The sequence below is a fragment of the Actinosynnema sp. NPDC050436 genome (genome assembly GCF_040655415.1).
In the GTDB taxonomy this organism is placed as follows: domain Bacteria; phylum Actinomycetota; class Actinomycetes; order Mycobacteriales; family Pseudonocardiaceae; genus Actinosynnema.
Window position 1 is genome coordinate 727,323 of sequence record NZ_JBFAJV010000001.1, and the last position, 18,655, is coordinate 745,977.

17 protein-coding genes and 1 tRNA gene are annotated in these 18,655 nt (G+C 71.4%); 10 read left to right on the forward strand and 8 right to left on the reverse strand.

The genetic code is table 11. The annotated features are described in order from the left end of the window. Positions 1-25: 25 nt before the first annotated feature. From AB0I60_RS02995 to AB0I60_RS03005, 3 genes are all read right to left on the reverse strand, one after another. Positions 26-532, reverse strand: a complete 507-nt coding sequence (locus tag AB0I60_RS02995) for a hypothetical protein (protein WP_360725506.1) — start codon at positions 530-532, stop codon at positions 26-28. 493 nt (positions 533-1,025) lie between these two features. Next, entirely contained in the window at positions 1,026-4,319 is a 3,294-nt protein-coding gene (locus tag AB0I60_RS03000; protein ID WP_360725507.1) for a sugar transferase, read from the reverse strand. Positions 4,320-4,584: 265 nt separating this feature from the next. After that, positions 4,585-4,758, reverse strand: a complete 174-nt coding sequence (locus AB0I60_RS03005; RefSeq protein WP_360725508.1) for a PspC domain-containing protein — start codon at positions 4,756-4,758, stop codon at positions 4,585-4,587. Between the two features lie 124 nt (positions 4,759-4,882). Here AB0I60_RS03005 and AB0I60_RS03010 point away from each other — a divergent pair, with 124 nt between their 5' ends. After that, a complete protein-coding gene (locus AB0I60_RS03010) occupies positions 4,883-6,427 on the forward strand; it encodes a recombinase family protein (protein WP_360725509.1) in 1,545 nt (514 codons plus the stop codon). A 361-nt stretch (positions 6,428-6,788) separates the two neighbouring features. Here the strand turns inward: AB0I60_RS03010 and AB0I60_RS03015 are convergent. Beyond that, positions 6,789-6,871 (reverse strand) — tRNA-Leu (locus AB0I60_RS03015). A gap of 317 nt (positions 6,872-7,188) precedes the next feature. Between AB0I60_RS03015 and AB0I60_RS03020 the strand changes: the two genes are divergently transcribed. The 7 genes from AB0I60_RS03020 to AB0I60_RS03050 all read left to right on the forward strand — a co-directional run bounded on the left by AB0I60_RS03020 (position 7,189) and on the right by AB0I60_RS03050 (position 14,707). Then, on the forward strand, positions 7,189-8,619 hold the full coding sequence (locus AB0I60_RS03020) for a serine/threonine-protein kinase (protein ID WP_360725510.1): 1,431 nt from the start codon (positions 7,189-7,191) through the stop codon (positions 8,617-8,619). Between the two features lie 198 nt (positions 8,620-8,817). Next, complete coding sequence (locus tag AB0I60_RS03025; protein WP_360725511.1) at positions 8,818-9,666, forward strand: STAS domain-containing protein; 849 nt, start codon at positions 8,818-8,820, stop codon at positions 9,664-9,666. Then, positions 9,666-10,031: an STAS domain-containing protein gene (locus tag AB0I60_RS03030; RefSeq protein ID WP_360725512.1), complete on the forward strand. Its 366-nt coding sequence runs from the start codon at positions 9,666-9,668 to the stop codon at positions 10,029-10,031. Before AB0I60_RS03025 ends, AB0I60_RS03030 begins: the two co-directional genes overlap by 1 nt. Then, complete coding sequence (locus AB0I60_RS03035) at positions 10,028-10,441, forward strand: ATP-binding protein (protein ID WP_360725513.1); 414 nt, start codon at positions 10,028-10,030, stop codon at positions 10,439-10,441. The genes AB0I60_RS03030 and AB0I60_RS03035 overlap by 4 nt, the downstream gene beginning before the upstream one ends. Then, entirely contained in the window at positions 10,438-11,454 is a 1,017-nt protein-coding gene (locus AB0I60_RS03040; RefSeq protein WP_360725514.1) for an ATP-binding SpoIIE family protein phosphatase, read from the forward strand. The genes AB0I60_RS03035 and AB0I60_RS03040 overlap by 4 nt, the downstream gene beginning before the upstream one ends. Then, the gene (locus AB0I60_RS03045) at positions 11,451-13,178 is read left to right on the forward strand and encodes an ATP-binding protein (protein WP_360725515.1); all 1,728 of its coding nucleotides are present in this window, start codon (positions 11,451-11,453) and stop codon (positions 13,176-13,178) included. The genes AB0I60_RS03040 and AB0I60_RS03045 overlap by 4 nt, the downstream gene beginning before the upstream one ends. After that, positions 13,175-14,707, forward strand: a complete 1,533-nt coding sequence (locus tag AB0I60_RS03050) for a fused response regulator/phosphatase (RefSeq protein ID WP_360725516.1) — start codon at positions 13,175-13,177, stop codon at positions 14,705-14,707. Before AB0I60_RS03045 ends, AB0I60_RS03050 begins: the two co-directional genes overlap by 4 nt. A gap of 93 nt (positions 14,708-14,800) precedes the next feature. On the opposite strand, the gene AB0I60_RS03055 is transcribed toward AB0I60_RS03050, so the two are convergent. Beyond that, positions 14,801-15,046, reverse strand: a complete 246-nt coding sequence (locus AB0I60_RS03055) for a DUF2630 family protein (RefSeq protein ID WP_360725517.1) — start codon at positions 15,044-15,046, stop codon at positions 14,801-14,803. A 156-nt stretch (positions 15,047-15,202) separates the two neighbouring features. Here AB0I60_RS03055 and AB0I60_RS03060 point away from each other — a divergent pair, with 156 nt between their 5' ends. Together AB0I60_RS03060 and AB0I60_RS03065 are read left to right on the forward strand one after the other, a co-directional pair. After that, positions 15,203-15,535 (forward strand): hypothetical protein, encoded by a 333-nt coding sequence (locus AB0I60_RS03060; RefSeq protein ID WP_360725518.1) that lies wholly within the window; start codon positions 15,203-15,205, stop codon positions 15,533-15,535. A gap of 438 nt (positions 15,536-15,973) precedes the next feature. After that, positions 15,974-16,666, forward strand: coding sequence for a hypothetical protein (locus AB0I60_RS03065; RefSeq protein ID WP_360725519.1), 693 nt, complete (start codon positions 15,974-15,976; stop codon positions 16,664-16,666). 63 nt (positions 16,667-16,729) lie between these two features. Here AB0I60_RS03065 and AB0I60_RS03070 read toward each other — a convergent pair whose 3' ends face one another. The 3 genes from AB0I60_RS03070 to AB0I60_RS03080 form a co-directional block, all read right to left on the reverse strand. Next, entirely contained in the window at positions 16,730-17,428 is a 699-nt protein-coding gene (locus tag AB0I60_RS03070; RefSeq protein WP_360725520.1) for a hypothetical protein, read from the reverse strand. Continuing rightward, positions 17,413-18,072 carry a TetR/AcrR family transcriptional regulator gene (locus tag AB0I60_RS03075; RefSeq protein WP_360725521.1) on the reverse strand — a complete coding sequence of 220 codons (660 nt, stop codon included), beginning with the start codon at positions 18,070-18,072 and terminating at the stop codon, positions 17,413-17,415. Before AB0I60_RS03075 ends, AB0I60_RS03070 begins: the two co-directional genes overlap by 16 nt. A gap of 104 nt (positions 18,073-18,176) precedes the next feature. Next, positions 18,177-18,545, reverse strand: a complete 369-nt coding sequence (locus AB0I60_RS03080) for a hypothetical protein (RefSeq protein ID WP_360725522.1) — start codon at positions 18,543-18,545, stop codon at positions 18,177-18,179. Positions 18,546-18,655 lie beyond the last annotated feature (110 nt).

Consider the following 18,655-nt stretch of genomic DNA (forward strand, 5'->3'; position numbering starts at 1 on the left):
CAGGTCGAGAAACCCGCGGTGGCGTTTACGGCACCGGATCCGGGAGTGGATCTTCCCGGTGGTCAGGACGAGTGCGGCGAGCATGTGCGTCACACCATGGCGGCGGTTGTAGGTCGCGCGCAACCGGCGCTTGTGCAAGCCGCGCTCCGGTTGCTCCATGCGTTCGCCGAGGTGATCTGCGTCCGCACCGAGGATGCTGACGCGGCGGTTCGCCGAACGCCAGCAGTTCCAGCACCCGCCGGCGGTCGTCGGGCAGCGCGCCGAGCCGGTCCTCCACCAGCTCGGTCAGCCGCGGCGGCACCGACCACGAGTCGTCCAGCCGCCACACGCCGTCGCGCAGCCGCAGTGTCGCGGCCAGCAGCAGTTCGCGCAGCAGCAACATGTTCCCGCCGGTCGCGGACCAGAGGCGGGTGAGGGCCTGGCCGTCCACCGGGCCGCCGAGCACAGCCACCAGCAGCGCCTCCACGCCGTCGCGGTCCATCGGCGCCGGCTCCAGCCGGTCGAGCATCTGGTCCTTCCACAGCGCGGTCACCGGTGCGGGCGCGCGCTCACCAGACCGCGACCGGAGGAACAGGACTGAGCCCCGGCGGGCGGAACGAGCCGAGCGGCCCGACGTGCCATCCGGCTCAGCCTCGTTCAAGCTTCCGCTGCCTTCGGACGCCGGTGCCCGCCGACCATCTGCGCCGTTTCCACCGCCGAGCGCTCCAGGGCCGCCCGCGTGGACTCCAGCGCCGGTCGTCCCGTCGCGTCAGCATCCGCGCCGGCCACGGTGCCATCTCCGACGTCCACCGGGTCGGCTATTCCACCACTGTGTGCGTCCGCTACGGCGACCCGAGGCGGTGGCGTCATGGACGTTGCGGACCCGCGATCGGGTGGAAGACGAGGCGGTTCTTCGGCACGGTCGGTGGATCCGCCTTTCCGCACGCCGGGCCCGATGTCGAGCGCCGGGGACGAAGTGACGACGGGGCGGTTCGACCGGACGATCGGCCACGCTGACCCCGGGGACACCTCCGCAAGTGCGCGCGTCAGTACGCGCCTTGGCCCACGAAGGCGGCGCGGATGGTGCCCGCTGCGATGGCGAGGTCTTGGGCGAAGGACATGTGATCGAGGTAGTCCAACTCGAGGACGGTCGCTTCCTCCCACGACAGGTCGCTGCGTCCGCTTATCTGCCACAAGCCGGTGAGTCCCGGCTTGATCAGGAGTTTGCGTGCTGTCGTGAGGTCGTACCGAGCGGCCTCGACTGGAAGTGGGGGTCGTGGACCGACCATGGACATGTGCCCGGCGAGGACGTTGATCAGTTGTGGGAGTTCGTCGAGGTTGTATCGCCGCAGGAACCTTCCCACCGGGGTGACGCGGGGGTCGCGGCGCATCTTGAACAACAGTCCCGAGCCTTCGTTCGCCGCGGCCAAATCACGCGTGAGAAGGTCCGCGTTGACCACCATCGTGCGGAATTTCACCAACGAGAACTCCACGCCGTACCGTCCGCAGCGGCGGTGGATGTAGAACAGCGGCCCCCTGGTGTCGACCACGACGGCGATCGCCAGTGCCAGCAGCACCGGAGCCAGCACCGTGAGCAGGACTGCGGCTCCGATCCTGTCCGCCACCGGCTTGATCCGCGACCACGGCGTGCGCCGGATCGTGCCGGCCTCGCGCAGCAGATGGCGGTACCGGGCAGTTCCGACGAGTTCCTCCTCGTCGGCCCTGACGAAGCGCAGTGACTCGATGGGTGCCATTCGGCCGGAGACCCTGCGGTCGTGCACGACCAGGTGCTGTCCGACTGTCCGCAGGTAGCCGAGGAGCACGGACGCGGTGAGGAATCCGATCAAGCGGCGGTCCTCGGCACGCTTCGGGTCCAGACGACGCCGGAGCCGGGACGGATCGCCCTTGACCTGGCCGAGCACCTCCGAGAGCGACGAGGTGCCCTCGCGCATCCGCCGCAGTGCGGTGTGCAGTCGTTGCCGGGATTCCAGTCGCTTGGGCGTGGACCGGGACGACGGGGACTCACGTGCGAAGACGATCCTGGCAGCCTCGGCGAGTTCCCCTCCACAGTGTGCGAGCCGGGCGGCGAGCGACGCTGCGGGGTCGTCCGGGACGGTGATCCGGTTGAACTCGTTCGCGATGGCCGCAGCGTCGGCGGCCAGCTTCACCAGGTGCCCACCGTCGCAGTGGGCGGGTTGCTCGGGTGACGCGAGCGGGTAGGGCACGTGCTGCCGGGTGCCCAAGGCTCCGAACAGTCGTGCGGCTCTCCGATCACCGCGGCCCGCGAAGGAATCCAACGCCCAGAAGGACGTCGGTGAGGTTTCGTCCGGCAGGATGGCGTCGAGTTCGTCGACGGTCGGCAACCGATAGCGGTGCTCACCGCCCAACTCCGAGGTCAACCAGGTGCAGAACGCGACAGCGTCCTCGTGTCGGATGCCGGTGGCCGGTTCGTTCGCCGTGCCTTCGGCGAATACGTCCTCGACCCAGTGGTCCGGTGTGCGGCACTGCGGCGAGGTGTCGAGGAAGTACTGGTACTCCAGCCACGTGACGGGAGGGGAGCTGTAGACGCCGCGCTGCACGCGTTGCTCGTGAGCGGTCCGCAGCAGCAGCCGTGCCCGTGCGGCGTTGTGCCGGCTTGCCGCATTCGACCGCAGGTCGGCAGGGTTCAAGCGCTGCTCGACGACCGCGCGGACCTCCGGCGACAGCTCACGTCCCTCCTCCACGCATCGCACCGCGAGCGCCAGCAGGTCGGCTCTACGCGGTCCCTCGGTGTGCAGGCAGGCATCCACCACGGATGTGGCGTCGGCGTTGGCGGCATACAGCAGCACGGTCTCGTGCCACCAGTCCTGGGCGACCACCTCGACCAGTTCGTGCCCGAGCCCGCGTTCCCGGATGTGCTCTGCTGCCAGGAACTCCTGCACGGTCAAGTGCGCGAAGGCCAGGAGGTCACGCTCGCGTTCCATCAGCAGGCCGCTCGAGTCCTCCACCTGCCGCAGGAAGTCCGTCGGGGTGACCCGTGTGGTGACGCGGGTCAGCGCGGTGCCGATCACGTGGACCGCCTCGGTGGTCGCCAGCGTTCCGACACCGCGCCGCATCATGGCGTACGCCAGTTCCTGCAGCACCATCTTCTTGCCCGCCGCGGGCATGTCGAGGGCGACGCCGACCGCCTCGTGCCGCTTGCCCAGGAACACGTCGCAGATCTCGCGGTAGAGCTCGGAGCGGCTGCCGGGCAGGGCGTCGCGGTAGTGGTGGACCGTGCTGATCATGGTGAGCAGCAGAGGGTTCGAGGCCAGGTCGTGCAGCGCCGGAGTCCCCTCCAGCCGGCCCGACAGCTCCACCGCGCCACGTGCGGCCGCCAGTCTCGCCGACCGGTTGTCCGCGCCGTGCGAGCGGATCGACGTGGCGAGGTACCACTGTTTGATGAACGCCTCGATCTGGTCGGGACCGAACGCCTGCACCGCGAGCACCGTGGCGCCGGTGATGGCGTTGTCCCGGTAGCCGTGCGGTCTGCTGGTGAGCACCAGCAGGTTGCCGACCTGTGCGCTGGACTGCGTCTCGATCCACGCCGCCACGGCCCGGCGGGTGGCCGGGTCCGCGATCTCGTCCAGTCCGTCGAGCAGCAGGAGGAAACGTCCCCGTTTCAGGTTGCGCTCGACCCATCGTGGCGGCACCGGTCGCCCGCCGATCGGCGGCAGCGAGCGGGTGATCAGCTCGACGAGGTCTCGCGGAGCCGACAGCGTCCACTCCTTGCGGTCGCGCAGGTGCACGAGAATCGGGATCTTCCGTGGTGCCCGGAGCCTGCGCGCGGCGCGTCCCCCGGTGGCGGTCACGTAGGCGACGTGGCGCAACAGCGTCGTCTTGCCTCGTCCCGGCGCACCGATGACGGCCACGACCGAGCCGATCGACCGGGTACGCAGCCACTGCCAGATGTCGGATCCGGGCAGCGCCGCGTCATGACGGCGCGGCTGGATCGGGTTCGCCCCGGACGGTCGTGCCGGGTCGCGGTCCAGCGACAGCCGCACGTACACGTCCTTCATCTCCAGGGTGTACTCGGCCCTGGTGGCCACCCCCTTGAGATCCACATAGCGAGTACCGGCCGCGACGTAGCGCAGGTAGTGACGCGTGTAGCGGGACACCGTGCGCTGCACGGCCCCGTCGAACGTCTCCGCCACCCGAGCGCTCCAGCGCACCCGCAGCCCGTCCAGCACCGCCGCCCCGAACCCGACGGCCACCACCGCCACCTCGTAGAGGACCAGCAGGGCCAGGGTGAGCAACGGCCGCTCACGCAGGACCGGCAGCAGCGCGACGCACCCGGCGGGCACACCAACAGCCGCAACCACAGCGGAGACGGTTTTCACCGGACCGGACGCCACGACTACCGTATCGCGCCGGTACACCAGCCGTTACGGCATTCGCCGCACCCCGCCGGCACGTCCCATTCGAATCGGAGCAGACGCAGCGCTCACCGCGCCTTCGACCCCGCTCCGTCAAAACCGGCTATCTGACGCGAAGCCGAGCTCGCTGCCGATAGGGCGCTACCCATCCTCGACATCCTGATCAACGAGTGCGGAACGCCTCTGCAACGCCGCGTGCTTCGGAACTCGTCTACAGGCGGTCGAGTACGGCGATGTAGGTCAGAATCTGCGGACCGCGGAACAGGCGGGACAGCACGAGGAGCCGGACCGTGCCAGGCTTCATTCCCCATCGCTGGGCCAGACCGGTGCAGACACCGGTGACCCTGCGGTTGTCCCGTGGCCTGCTCAGTGCGCTGGTCGCCATGTTTTCGACGAACCAGGCCGCTTCAACTACTCCAACCGGGCGTAGCGCCGGAGTTCTTTGTCATCAAGGCAAGCGTGTCTCGTCACCTCGGCATCCAGCCCTTTCCGATGTCGAGGACCGCGCCATGACGGAGTCCGCCCTGCCACGCCCGACTACGCTCGCCGAGTGGATCGCCGCGACCATTCCACCGAGCATCCCAGCCCTGGACGCCGCTCCGGCGGGGAGCCTGCGGTTCCTGTTCTACGGTCGCGCTTCCACCCGTGAGCACCAGGACCCACGCACTTCTCGGGCCTGGCAGCTGGATGTCTCGCGCAGGCTCACCAGGGAGCACGGCGCGATCGTGGGAGAGTACTTCGAGGTGGGGTGCTCCCGTCAGGTGCCTTGGCATCTACGGCCTCGGGCGGCGGCGATGTTGCGTTACATCGCGGCGAACGCGGACCGGGTCGACGCGGTGGTGGTCGGTGAGTACAAGCGTGCGTTCCTCGATGGCGCCCAGGTGCGGGAGCTGCGGGCGGTGCTGGAGCAGTTCGGGGTGCAGCTGTGGCTGTCGGAAGCCGAAGGGCCGGTAAACTTCGACAACCCCGCGCACGAGGCGCTGCTCTCGCTGCTCGCAGCGCGCTCGCAGACGGAGGTGATGCGCTCCCGGCACCGGGTCGTCACGGCCATGCGGATGCAGACCGTCGAGCAGGGACGCTACCTCGGTGGCAGGCCGCCCTACGGCTACCGCCTCGTTGACGCCGGGCCACATCCGAACCGGGCGTTGTCGCGGCGCGGAGTTCGGCAGCAGCGGCTCGTGCCGAACCCTGCCACGGCACCCGTGGTGAAGCTGATCTTCTCGTTACGCCTGGCGGGGCACAGCGCCGCGGGCATCGCCCGTCACCTCAACGAGCAGTCCGTGCCCAGCCCGTCGGGCGCGGACACGGAACGCGACAGGGCTCGGTTGGACCCCGGGCGGTCGTTGCGCACGGTGGTGGAGATCCTGGGCAATCCCCGCTACACCGGCCGCGAGGTGTGGAACCGCACCAGCGCCGACCGCGCCACCCGCTCACCGAGCGGCCGACGGACGAGCGTCCGCAACGAGCAGCACGCGTGGGCGATCTCGGCACGCATCGCCCACGTGCCCCTGGTGTCCGAGCAGGACTTCGTCGCCGCCCAGACCGTCCAAGCCACCCGGCACAGCACCGGCCAGGGTGTCGACGCTGAGGGCGTCGAGTGCGTCTACCTGTTGGCGGGCCGGCTTCAGTGCGGATTATGCGGGCGGAGGATGGATTCGCACCGCTCCCACGGCCGGGCTGCCTACCGCTGCCGTCACGGTTACACCAGCGCCCGCACCCGACCGGAAAGTGCGCCCGGCAACCTGTACTTGCGCGAAGACCACGTGCTCGCCCGCATCGCCGCACACCTCACCACCACGGGCATCGCCGACAACCCCGACGCCGAACAGACCGCACGACTGGTCGACGAACTCGGGTTCGTTTTCCGCTGCGACGCCACCTGCGTCGAACTCCTCGAATGCGGTGCCAGCACATCAGCGCGCACCACGCAGGCGCCTTGTCCGGCAGCCCGGCGACGACACGCTCCGGAACGGAGACGACCAACTCCTGCTGGTCTTGACCTATGCGACAGCCGAGGAAACGGACCGGCCCGACGCGCCTGCGGACCGAAGTGACACACCAGCTGGTCAAACCCACCCTGCGCGACAGCCTTCCCCGTCCGCCGACCCGCCCGCACCATCACGCAGTGCCACAACGGCGACACCGGCAACCCAGACTAGACGCCGCCATCTCCGTCAGGCGGTCACGGGACACCTCCTTGACCGGGCGAGACGACTGCCTGCCGAGCGGACTCCACTACAACCACCGGCAACAGGTCCTGGCACGAAGAGCCGGACGCCGCCCGCTGCTTATGCCCTCACGCCAGCCGACACCACGGGGGAAGCCGTCAGCAGGTAGGCTCGGAGCAGCGTCGGGCAGCACAAAGCCCCGCGAGCCTTCCAGGTGACCTGGAGATATCTCGCGGGGCGAATTATGTGTCCGAGGGGGGACTTGAACCCCCACCCCCTTTCGGGGACTAGCACCTCAAGCTAGCGCGTCTGCCATTCCGCCACCCGGACTCGGCTCTCGCCGCGGTGTGAACATAGGTTACATGATCGTCTTTCATGGTCCAAATCGGGGTGCCTGACGGGGGTGAGCGCCGGGTTTTCGCTGTTCAGGAGCGGTGTGGGACGGAGACTAGGGCACATGACGGCGTTGGGGGCGAGGTGGCTGGCTGCTGTTGGGTGATTACGGATCGTGACTTGAGTGAGGGGTGTGGAACGGGGCGGAGATGTCCTTTGTGGAGGTGTGGGGTTGAGGAGGCGGTGGGGTTTGTGGGCTGCGCTGGTGGGGCAACCGGAGATCAAGCCGCCCGACCCGACACCCGAGGGAGGGTGTGACCGTGCCACGGTCGCTCTACACAAACCTGCTGGCAGACCGGTACCGGCTCCTGGAGACCCTGGGGGACGGCGGGGTCGTTCGGACTTTTCGCGCTTGGGACGGGCTGTTGCGGCGGCACGTCATGGTCAAGTTGTTCGAGCCTGCGGAAGACGACGATGCCAGTCGGCGGATTGAGCTCGGGGTTGGGGCGTTGGCCCGGTTGTCTCATCCTGGGTTGCTCTCGGTGTACGACAGCGATGTCCACCGTGGGGCCCGGTTCGTGGTGCTTCGGCTGGTCGAAGGGCCCACGTTGCGGGAGTGGGTCGAGGCTGGGCCGTTGAGCATCGGGCTGGTGGTTCGGCTGGGGGCCGAGTTGGCCGACGCCCTCTCGCACGTTCACTCACACCGGTTGGTGCATGGCGAGGTGTGTTCCGCCAACGTTCTGATCGACGACGGCAGCGCTTGTCTCCGCGACTTCGGGCTGGAGCCTCCTGGCGAGGAGGACGGGCGGCCTGAGGTCGAGCCTGATGACTCCGAGCACTCGTTGAGTGGCGCCACCGATGTATATGCGCTTGGGGTGCTGTTGTTGGAGTGCCTGACCGGGCAGGTCACCGAGCCCGGGCGTCGGCCGCCGGAGGTTCCCGAGGAGGTGCCGGAGGAGTTCGCGGACCTGCTGAGGCGGATGACCTCGCTTGCGCCTCGGGAGCGGCCTTCCGCGTTGGGTGTGGCGCGGGTGTTGAACGCTCTGCCGCTGGAGGTCACGTCGCCGCCCTCGGCTGCCTTGCCGCCTGAGATCGTGTCGCCTCGGCGGCCGGGGGACGGGGAGAGCGTGCCTCGGCCGGGTACGAAGGCGGCGGGTGTCGAAGGCGCCGAGCAGGAGCAGACGCAGGCTGCTGCGGTTGTGGGGGCGGGTGGGACTGAGGAGGTACCCGGCGAAGGTGAGGTAGAGAAGTCAGGCGGTGAGGTGGTTGCGGAGAGTGATGGGGGGCAGGAGAAGGGCCGGGTGCCGTGGCGGGGTGTCGCGGCGTCCATGGGGGTGTTGATCGGGGCGCTTGCCGTCACCGCTGTGACTTCCTCCGTCCTGCGGCCTGCCGAGTCCACGCCGACCGGGCCGTCTTCCGGGGGGCCCACGGTCGCCCAGGTCTCCGGGGCCGCCACGCAGGAGGAGGCACGGCCGGCGCTCGTCGGGGTCACCCGTTCGACTGACGCGCCGCAGCCCGCCGCTCCCCCGGCCGCCCCGGCGGACTCGCCCGCCCCGGAGCCGAGCACCAACCCGGTCACGACCAGCAACCCCGCCCCCACGACCACCGCCCCGCCCGCGACCTCGACCTCGGTGGCTCCGACCACCGCTACGTCCCCCAGCACGCCCGCTCCGGGCACCTCCACCTCCCCCAGCGGGGACGGCAGTGACGGTGGGAACGGCGACTCGGGTGAGGACGACCAGTAAGCACGGCAACGACCGGTAGGCACTTCCACGCGTTGTGTAGACCACCGTTCGTGGGCTTGCGTGCACGTCGGGTGACAGTGGGCGAGTTGGGTCACAAAGTTGGGTTGATCCTCGACGTCCGGGGCATCCAGCCTGCCCCGGCTCGGGTTGATCGAACGGCTACTGTCACGCACGACAGCGGCGCGTAGGAGGTTTCGGGTGGTTGAGGTAGACGGGCGTCGGCTCCCTGCGGTGTTGCGGGAGCAGAAGGACGTGGTCGTCGAGAAGTGGGTTCGGGCGGCTGCGGACTCGTTGCGCGGGCGGGTGACGGCGGCCGAGCTCGACCGGGAGTTCCGCGAGTTCTACGCGGCCGTGCTGCCGCTGGTCGGGGACAACGGCCGGGACATCACCGACGAGCGGTACCTGGAAGTGCGGTCCATGCTGGCCGAGATGTCGCGCACGCGCGCTCGCGGCGGTTACACGCCGTCGGAGACCGCCTCCAGCGTCTTCGCGCTCAAGCGCGTGGTGTTCGAATTGGTCGGGGACGACGCGGACGCCGGGCTGTTCCGCGAGCTGATGGACTTCTCCTCCCTGCTGGACGCGTTGGGCCTGGTGACCTTCGAGACGTTCGCCCGCGCCCGCGAGGAGATCATCACCGAGCAGTCCGAGCAGCTGCTGGAGCTGACCACGCCCGTGGTGAAGCTGTGGGAGGGCGTGCTGGCGGTGCCGCTGGTCGGCACGCTGGACTCGGCGCGCACCCAGGTCGTGATGGAGAAGCTGCTGGAGAGCCTGGTCGAGACCGGCGCGGAGCACGCCATCATCGACATCACCGGCGTGCTCGCGGTGGACACCCAGGTCGCTCAGCACCTGCTCAAGACCGCGTTCGCGGCCCGCCTGATGGGCGCGGAGTGCACGATCTCGGGCATCCGGCCGCAGATCGCGCAGACGATCGTGGCGCTGGGCATCGAGTTCGGCGACATCACCACCAAGGCGTCGCTGGCCGACGCGCTGCGGCACGCGCTGCGCCGCGAGGGCGTGGAGATCGTCAACGCGGGCAAGGGCCGCTGATGGAGAACGTCCCCATCCTGGAGATCGGCGGCGTCCTGCTGGTGTCGATCCAGATCGACCTCCAGGACCAGACGGTCCTGGCGCTGCAGGAGGACCTGGCGCAGCGGATCTCGGACACCGGCGCGCACGGCGTGGTCATCGACATCTCGGGCGTGGAGATCGTCGACTCCTTCATCGGCCGGATGTTCGCCACGATCGCGTCGCTGTCCAAGCTGTTCGACGCCACCACGGTGGTCGTCGGGATGCGCCCCGCCGTGGCCATCACCCTGGTAGAACTCGGCCTCACGCTGGGTGACGTCCGGACCGCGCTCAACCTGGAACGCGGCCTGAAGATCCTCGGCGACCTGCGCCGGGACTCCCGGTGATCACGCCCCTGGGAGACCCTGAGGAGTTGCCGATCGCCGGCGACGACGACGTGGTGCGGGTGCGCCAGCTCGTGCGCGGCTACGCGCAGCGCGCGAAGCTGTCGCTGGTGAACCAGACGAAGCTGGTGACGGCGGCGAGCGAGCTGGCCCGCAACACCCTCGTGTACGGGGGTGGCGGGGTGGCGCGGGTCGAGGTGGTCACGGACGGCCGGCGGCAAGGCGTGCGGGCGGCGTTCCAGGACGAGGGGCCGGGCATCCCCGACCTCGCCCTGGCGCTGGCCGACGGCTGGAGCAGCGGCAGCGGGCTCGGCCTCGGGCTGAGCGGGTCGCGCCGGCTGGTGGACCAGTTCGACCTGGACACCGAGGTCGGCCGGGGTACGACGGTGACGGTGGTGAAGTGGAAGGGGTGACCGCCTGCGTCCCGGTCGCGGAGGACGTGGCCTGGGTGCGGGTGGAGGAGTCCGCCCAGGTCGGCCGGGCCCGGCGGGTCGCGACGGCGCTGGCCGAGCGGCTGGCGTTCGGCGACGCGCGGGTGGCCGAGATCGGCCTGGCGGTCACCGAGCTGGGCACCAACCTGCACAAGCACACCAGCGGCGGGCACCTGGTGGTGCGCGCGCTGCGGGCGGACGACCGGGCGGCGGTCGAGGTGGTGGCCGTCGACCGGGGGCCGGGCATCCCGGACATGGCCCGCGCGATGCTGGACGGCGAGTCGACCACGGGCACGCTCGGCATCGGGTTGGGCGTGGTGGCGCGCAGCGCCGACCTGCTGGACGTCTCGACCCGCCGGGACCGGGGCACGGTGCTCGCGGCCCGGTTCCACCGCCGGGAGCGCGGGGTGCCCGACTTCCGGGCGGAGTCGTCCTCGGCCGGGTTGACCAGGCCGATCGCCGACGAGGAGGTGTGCGGCGACGCCTACGCCGTGCGCCGCGTCGGCGACCGGCTGTGGGTGATGATGTGCGACGGTTCCGGGCACGGCCCGCTGGCCGCGTCGGCGTCGCGCGAGGCGGTCCGGATCTTCTGCGACGACGAGCCGAGCGCGCCGGAGGCGGTGGTGGCGAAGCTGCACGCCGGGTTGCGCGGCACGCGCGGCGGGGCGGTCGCGGTGGCGGTGCTGGACCCGGCGCGCAACCGGATCCGCTACTCGGGGCTGGGCAACATCGCCGGCGCCGTGCTCTCGGACGGCCGCAAGAGGACCATGGTGTCCGTGCCGGGCATCGCGGGCTACCAGGCGCGGACGATCCACGCCTTCGACCACGAGCTGCCGCCGGGGGCGGTGGTCGTGCTGCACTCCGACGGCCTGACCGAGCGCTGGGGGCCCGAGGACGTCGCCGGCATCTCCTCCCCCCTGCTGCTGGCCGCGACGCTGGTGCGCGACGCCGGCGTGCGCAAGGACGACGCGAGCGCGCTCGTGGTGGCGACGTGACGTCGCCGGCCGACGACCTGCTGCGGTTCACCGTCGCCCGCGAGGCGGACGCGTTCCTCCTGCGGCAGTGCGGGCGCGAGGTCGCGGCGGCCGTCGGCCTGGACGCGCAGGACCAGATCCGGGTGGCGACCGCGCTCAGCGACGTGGGCCGTGAGCTGCTGGCGGCGCAGCCGTCGACGCGGCTGGTGTTCCGGTTGCGGCCGGAGCCGGAGCCGGGCCTGGTGATCGGGATCGGCACGGTCGACGTGCGCGGTCCGGGCTGGGACACCGCGCGCCGGCTGCTGGACGGGTTCGAGGTGCTGGGCGACCGGGTCGAGCTGGTGAAGTCGCTGCCGCGCGGGCACGTGCGGCCCGACGCGACGCAGACCGCCCACCTGCGCAACATGCTCTCGCTGCCGGCGGCGGACGTGCTGGAGCAGTTGCGGGCGCAGAACCAGGACCTGCTGGCCACCCTGGAGTCCCTGGAGGCCAAGCGCCGGGACCTGCTGCGGCTCAACGAGGAGCTGGAGGAGACCAACCAGGGCGTCGTGGCGCTGCACAAGGAGCTGTCCGACGAGCTGGAGCAGACCAACCTCGGCGTGGTCGCCTTCTACACCGAGCTGGAGGAGAAGTCGAACCAGCTCCGCGACGCGGGCGCGGCCCGCACCCGGTTCTGGTCGAACATCAGCCACGAGCTGCGCTCGCCGGTCAACTCGATCATCGGGTTGACGCGGCTGCTGACCTCGCCGGGCGGCGACCCGCTGACCGAGGAGCAGCGCCGGCAGATCGACCTGGTCAACGAGGCGGGCTCGACGCTGCTGGCGCTGGTCAACGAGCTGCTGGACACCGCGAAGGCCGAGTCGGGCAGCCTGCGGCCGAAGTTCGCGCCGGTCGACGTGCCGCTGGTGCTGGCCCAGTTGCAGGGCACGACCCGCCCGATGACCCGCAGCGGTGACGTGGAACTGGTGTTCGACCCGGCTCCCGCGCCGCTGCCGCTGATCTCCGACGAGGTGATGTTGCAGCGCGTTCTGCGCAACCTGCTGTCCAACGCGCTGAAGTTCACCGAGCGCGGCACGGTCCGGTTGAGCGTGCGGGCCGACGAGGACGCGGAGGTGGTGCGCTTCACCGTCGCCGACACCGGCATCGGCATCCCGCCGGAGGAGCAGCCGCGCATCTTCGAGGAGTTCTACCAGGTGCCCGGCCGCCTCCAGGTCGGCGTCGCGGGCACCGGGCTCGGCCTGCCCTACGCGCGCCGGCTGGCGCGGCTGCTGGGCGGCGACATCGTGCTGCGCAGCACGGTCGGCGAGGGCACCGAGATGACGTTGTGGCTGCCCCAGTCGGAGACCGACGTGCTCAACACCGACACGGCCCTGGTCGTGGAGGCCGACGACGCGGTGCGGGCGCGGGTGGTGATCTCGCTCGACGGCGTGGCGCACACCGTGGTGCAGGTCAAGGACGGCCGGGAAGCGCTGGAGCGGGTCCGGGAGCAGCGGCCGGACGTGGTCGTGCTGGCCGCCGACGTGCCGAGGGTGAGCGGATCGGAGATCCTGGCCTTCCTGCGGGGCGACGACGAGCTGCGGGCGGTGCCCGTGGTGGTCGTGGCGGGCGGTGCCGATCCGGACCTGGAACGCCTGGTCACGGGCTTGTCGGCGGTGCTGCTCAACGCGGCGGTGATCGCACCCTCGACGGTGCGGCGGGCGCTGCGCGACGCGGTGCGCCTGGTGCGCACGGAGGAGGCCCGGTGACACCCGACGGCGGCGCGCACGTCCTGGTGGTCGACGACATCGAGGCCAGCCGCTACGTGCGGGCGAGCTGGCTGCGCCGGGGCGGGCACCGGGTGACCGAGGCGGTGACCGGCGGGCAGGCCCTGGAGCTGCTGGCGACGCGCGAGTTCGACATCGTCGTGCTGGACGTGGACCTGCCGGACATGAGCGGGTTCGACGTGGCGGAGCGGATCAAGGGCGACCCGCGCACCGCCGTGATACCGGTCGTGCACGTGTCGGCGGCGTTCCGCGAGGCCGAGGACCGGATCACCGGCCTGAACCGGGGCGCGGACGCCTACCTGACCGAGCCGGTCGACGCCGGCGAGCTGATGGCGACGGTGGAGGCGGCGCTGCGCTACTACCGGGCGCGGGCGCTGGCGGAGCGCCTGGCCGACCGGTTGGCGAAGCTGACCTCGGCGACCCGGGCGATCAACGCCGCCGGCGACTTCGCCACGCTGACCGCCGAGGCCGCGCGGGCCGCCGCGACGGTGCTGGCGTGCCCGGCCACGGCGATCGGGCCGACCGGGGACGGCGGCGGCCGGTGGATCGCCCGCACGGCCGGGGACGGCGAGGTGGCCGTGGCGCAGGTGCCGGAGCTGGACGAGCTGCCCACCGGGGAGTCGACCGTGGCGGACCCGTCGTGGGACCCCGGCGTGCCGGCGGCCGTGGCGGTCATCCGCAGCACGGCCAAGCGCCCGGCGGTGCTGCTGGCCGTGCCGCCGTCGGCCGTGGCCACCGACGAGGACCGCAACCTGCTGGTGCAGCTCGCGCAGTCCACGGTGCTGGCCGCCGACGCGCTGCGGGCGTACGTGGAGGAGCACCAGCTCGCCCTGGTGCTGCAACGCAGCCTGCTGCCGCGCGAGCTGCCCGACGTGCCGGAGCTGCCGATGGCCGCCCGCTACGTGCCGGCGTCCGCGCACGCCGAGATCGGCGGCGACTTCTACGAGGTGACGCGGCAGGGCGACCGGTTCCTGATCGCCATCGGCGACGTGTGCGGCCACTCCATCGGCGCGGCGACGATCATGGGCGAGGTGCGGCACGCGCTGCGCGCGTACGCGGTCGAGGAGGAGGACCCGGCCGAGATCCTGCGCAAGCTGGACGCGATGCTGTCGCGCTACCACCCGATCAAGGGTCTGACCACGATGTGCCTGCTGCTGGTCGACCCGGTGGACGGCTCGGCGATCGTGGCCAACGCCGGGCACATCCCGCCGCTGGTCGCGCACGCGGGCGGCGCGGACTACCTGGCCGTGCGGGGGCCGATCCTGGGCATCGGCCTGCCCCGGCCGCCGGCGGAGCGCTTCCAGGTGCCGCCGGGCGCGCTGGTCCTGCTCACCACGGACGGCCTGGTGGAGCACTCCGGCGCGGACCTGGACGAGGGGATGGACCTGCTGCGCGACGCGGTCGGGCCGGACGGGGACATGGAAGCCCTGTGCGACGACCTGGTGGCCCGGTTCGGGGCGAACAAGAAGGACGACATCGCGCTGTTCGCGTTCCGCCGCCCGAGCGCCTGACCGCCGGGTGGTCGACCGCCGTGGCGTGACCGCCGGGTGCGTGACGGCCGGGTGCGTGACCGCCGGCGGTCGTGGCCGGTCCCGGGTGCGTGACTACTGGCGGTAGCCCTCGACCTCGCCGGGCGGGCGGAGGTGCGCGTCGTCGGGGTCCTGGCCGGCGTCGGACCGGGCGCGGCGCTGGCGCAGCAGGTCCCAGCACTGGTCGAGGGTGACTTCCAGTTCGCGCAGCCTGGCCTGCTCCTGCTGCGGGTCGAGGTCGCCGGCCGTCACCCGTTGGCGCAGTTCGTGCTCCTCGGCAACCAGGCTGCTGATGCGCTCGTGGATCTCCGAGTCCGTCATGCGGCCAGCGTAGGGCGGCCCCGCCGGGTCTGCCATCCAGCGCCGTCCCGGGGTGTGCGGTGGGGTTCGCGGGGCGGTGGCGGGTAGGGCCTGCCTCACCCCCGTCCGGTCGTCTGCGGGATCGTCGCGGCGGCGGGGTTTTCCTAGGTTTGGGTCATGAGCAACCGGGCAGTGGTGCAGCGCGTTCGCGGTGGCGGGATCGGGGTCCCGTTGCTGCTGTGGGCGGTCCTGGGGGCGAGCGGTGCGGTCAACGCGTTGGGGCCGCTCGTCGGGGTCGGGTACACGGCCCGGATCGTGGCGGGTGGCGTCACCGTGCTGTGCCTGGCGCTGTTGATCGTCCACACGCGACTGTCCACTCCCCGGTGTGCTCACCCGGTTCCCGATCAGGAGGAGGTCGCCCATGCGGCTCAGGATTCTCGGTGGATGCGCGGCGGCGGTCGTCGGCGCGGTGTTGATCAGGTTCACGCGTCGCGGGCTGCGCCGGCGTGAGGAGCGGAGGGCCGAGGGGGTGGCGCACCTGCGCAGTGTGGCGTGACGGGGTTGCGGGCCCGGAGCTTCCCGCCGCGGATCGGGGTCGCGGCGGGAAGCTCCGGGCCCGCGTGTTCGGCCGCAGCGCGTGGTTGGCGTTCGGCCAACGGTCTGCGCGGAGCCTGGTGCGGTGGCTGCCAGGAGAGGTGCCACCGGATCGGTTGGGAGGCTTCGTGATGACTGGTGTGCGGTTGCGGTCGGTCGCGCTCGTCGGGGTGCCGGCCCTGGGGTGCGGGGTGTTCGGCGCGAGCAGGGTCGCGGTGGCGGATGAGGAGCCGCCGCCGTCTCCCCTGGGCAGATCACCTGACGACTTGGCGGATGCACGGCACTGGGCGCAGGAGTGGTCGCGCGCAGCGGATACGCTGTCCGCCGGAGTCCGGCAACAGGGGGTTGGGGCACGTGAATCGACCGAGCGGCGTCACCGTCGTCGACCCGCCGTGGCTGAGCGCGGTGATGTGGTTCGGGTTCCCGGTGCTCGGCGCGGCGGCCGTGTACGCGGTGAAGCTGCTCGCCGGCCTGCTGCTGACGCTGCCGTGGGTGCCGTTCGAGGGGCCGCTGCGGCTGGTCGACTCGGTGCCCGAACCGTGGGGCACGGTCGGCGCCATCGCCCTCGGCGCGGTCGCCGGGCTCGTGCTCGCGGTGATCGGCAAGCACGAGAGCCTGTCGGTGTCGGTGGACCGGCACGAGGTCGTGCTCGACCGGGGCGAGGACACCACCGCCGTGCCGGCCGAGCGGGTCGACGCGGTATTCCTCGACGGCAAGCAGCTCGTCCTGCTCGGGCACCGGCAGGAGGAGTTGGCCCGCGAGCAGTCCGACCTGCGCCCGGTCGAGCTGGCCGAGGCGTTCCGGGGGCAGGGTTTCCGCTGGCTGGACGCGGACCCGCACCACGACGCGTTCCGGCGCTGGGTGCCGGGCACGCCGGGCCTGCCGATCGGTGCCGACGCGCTGCTCAAGGCCCGTGACCGGGCGTTGCGCGGCAAGGACAAGTCGATGAAGGACGCGCGCGAGCTGCGTGCGGAACTCGCGCGCCTCGGTGTGGTCGTCCGCGACCGGAAGGAACGCCAGTACTGGCGTCTGGTCTCCTCCGACTGACGAACCGACTCAGGCCGGTGTGTGGTCGTTGTGCGGTAAGGCTTTGCGCCGACGCGCTCGGCGTCAGCGGGCCGCGCGCCAGTGCTGACGGGTGCCCTGCTCGCGGACGAAGACGCCGTGCCGGGCCAGTTCCCCGCGCAGCTCGCGGAGGTCGTCGGCGTCGCCGGCCTCGATCGCGGCCTGGCGGGCGCGCAGGATCGCGTGCGCGTCCTGGGACAGGTCCGACGACCCGTCGATCCAGCGCGTGAACTCCTCGCCGTGCGGGTCGCGCTCGTACCAGACGCGGCCGTGGCCCTCGAATGCCGCTCGCAGCCGGTCGGGCGCGAGGTCGGTCTTCTCCCTGGCCAGTTCCGCGCCGTCCGGACCCAGCAGCACCAGGTGCACGCCGTCCACGAACGCGGCGACCACGTCGGTGCCCTCGAACAACGTCGTGCCGTCGCCGCGCTGCACCGCGACCGTCCGCTCGTCGACCGCGACCGTGACGAAGTGGTGCTGGAGCACCAGCGCGGCGAAGCCGCCGACCAGCACGCCGACGACCACCAGCGCCGCGGTGGTCTTCACCCCGACCACCTCGGCCAGTTCGGCGATGTTCTGCTGGTTGGGGAACCAGGGCAGCGCCGTGATCCAGCGCGGTAAGCGGGCCAGGACGTAGCCGAGCAGGGCACCGCCGGCGGGGAAGGCGGTCCACAGGAAGACGTGCGCGCCCGCCGGTTGGCGGATGGCCGTGCGTTCGGTGGCGTTGTCCATCAGGGTGCGCTCCACGTGGGGTCGGCCGGGTCGGTGTCCTCACCGGGTCCGGCGGTGGTCGAGATGGCGTTGACGAACAGCGAGACCCAGTCGGCCGCGACCCGGCGCTGCTCCTCCACGTCGTCGGCCCGGAAGCGGGGGAACTCTCCCATCGCGGACATCAGGACCGTCGCGTACAGGGCCGGGTCGACCGCGCGGAACTGGCCGTGCTCCTGGCCTTCCCGGATGAAGGCGACGAGTTCCGCCGACCCCCGCCGGTCGGTCCGGGCGACCGCCTGGCGCACCGCCTCGCCCTGCACCTCGCGGCGGATGGCGGTCATGGCGCTGATCTCGCCGCCGTGCGTCCGGCAGTGCTCGGCGAAGCGCCGCAACATCCCCTCCAGCGCAGCCGGGTAGCTCTCCGGCTCCTCGCCCTCCGGGTTCGCCATCGCGGCGTCGAGGCGGCCCTCGACGGTGGCCAGCACGGCGGATATCAGGGCGTCTTTGGTCTGGAAGTGGTAGGTGATCAGCCCGGGGCTGATCGACGCGCGCTGCGCGATGCGCGCGAACGAGGCCGCGCCGTAGCCCTGCTCGGCCAGCACCTCGATCGTGGACTGCACGATCTGCGCCCGCCGTGCCTGCTCGATGAAGGACCCCGCCGCGTCGGGTTCTGTATGCACGACCAGGATCTTATATGACCAACCAGGATCGCGTCCGAGTGTTGCCTGCCGTCACTCAAGGTGACAGCGGGGTTCCGCAGCGTTGGTGGTGGCCGCGAGTGGGGTCAGACGACGACGCGGGGACGTGTCAGCGTGGACAGCAGCAGGCCGACCAGGACCGCCGCCCCGCCCACCGCCAGGTCGTTGACCAGGAAGACCAGGTTCGTGCGGCCGGCCAGCCACGGCCCGGCGACGATCCAGCCGCCGGCGGCAGTGACCAGCGGAGCCGTCCAGCGCGCGTGCAACGGGGTCATCGCCGGTACCAGCGAGACCACCACCAGCACCGTGCCGCCGGTGAACGCGGCGGGCAGCGCGCGGGCGCCGCCGAAGTCGTGGCCCAGCGCGATCGGGGCGGCGATCTCCCACAGGCCGAGCGCCAGGGCGGCCGTGCCCAGCCACGAGATCAGGCGCGTGGGTGGGGTCGTCGGGGTCATGGGGTGTCCCTCGGGTCGGGGGCGTTCCACGGGACTACGGCTGCCCGGCGGCACCGGTTCACGCCCGATTTTGACCTTTGACCCCGGCGGGCCGTGGTCCCAGCACGTGG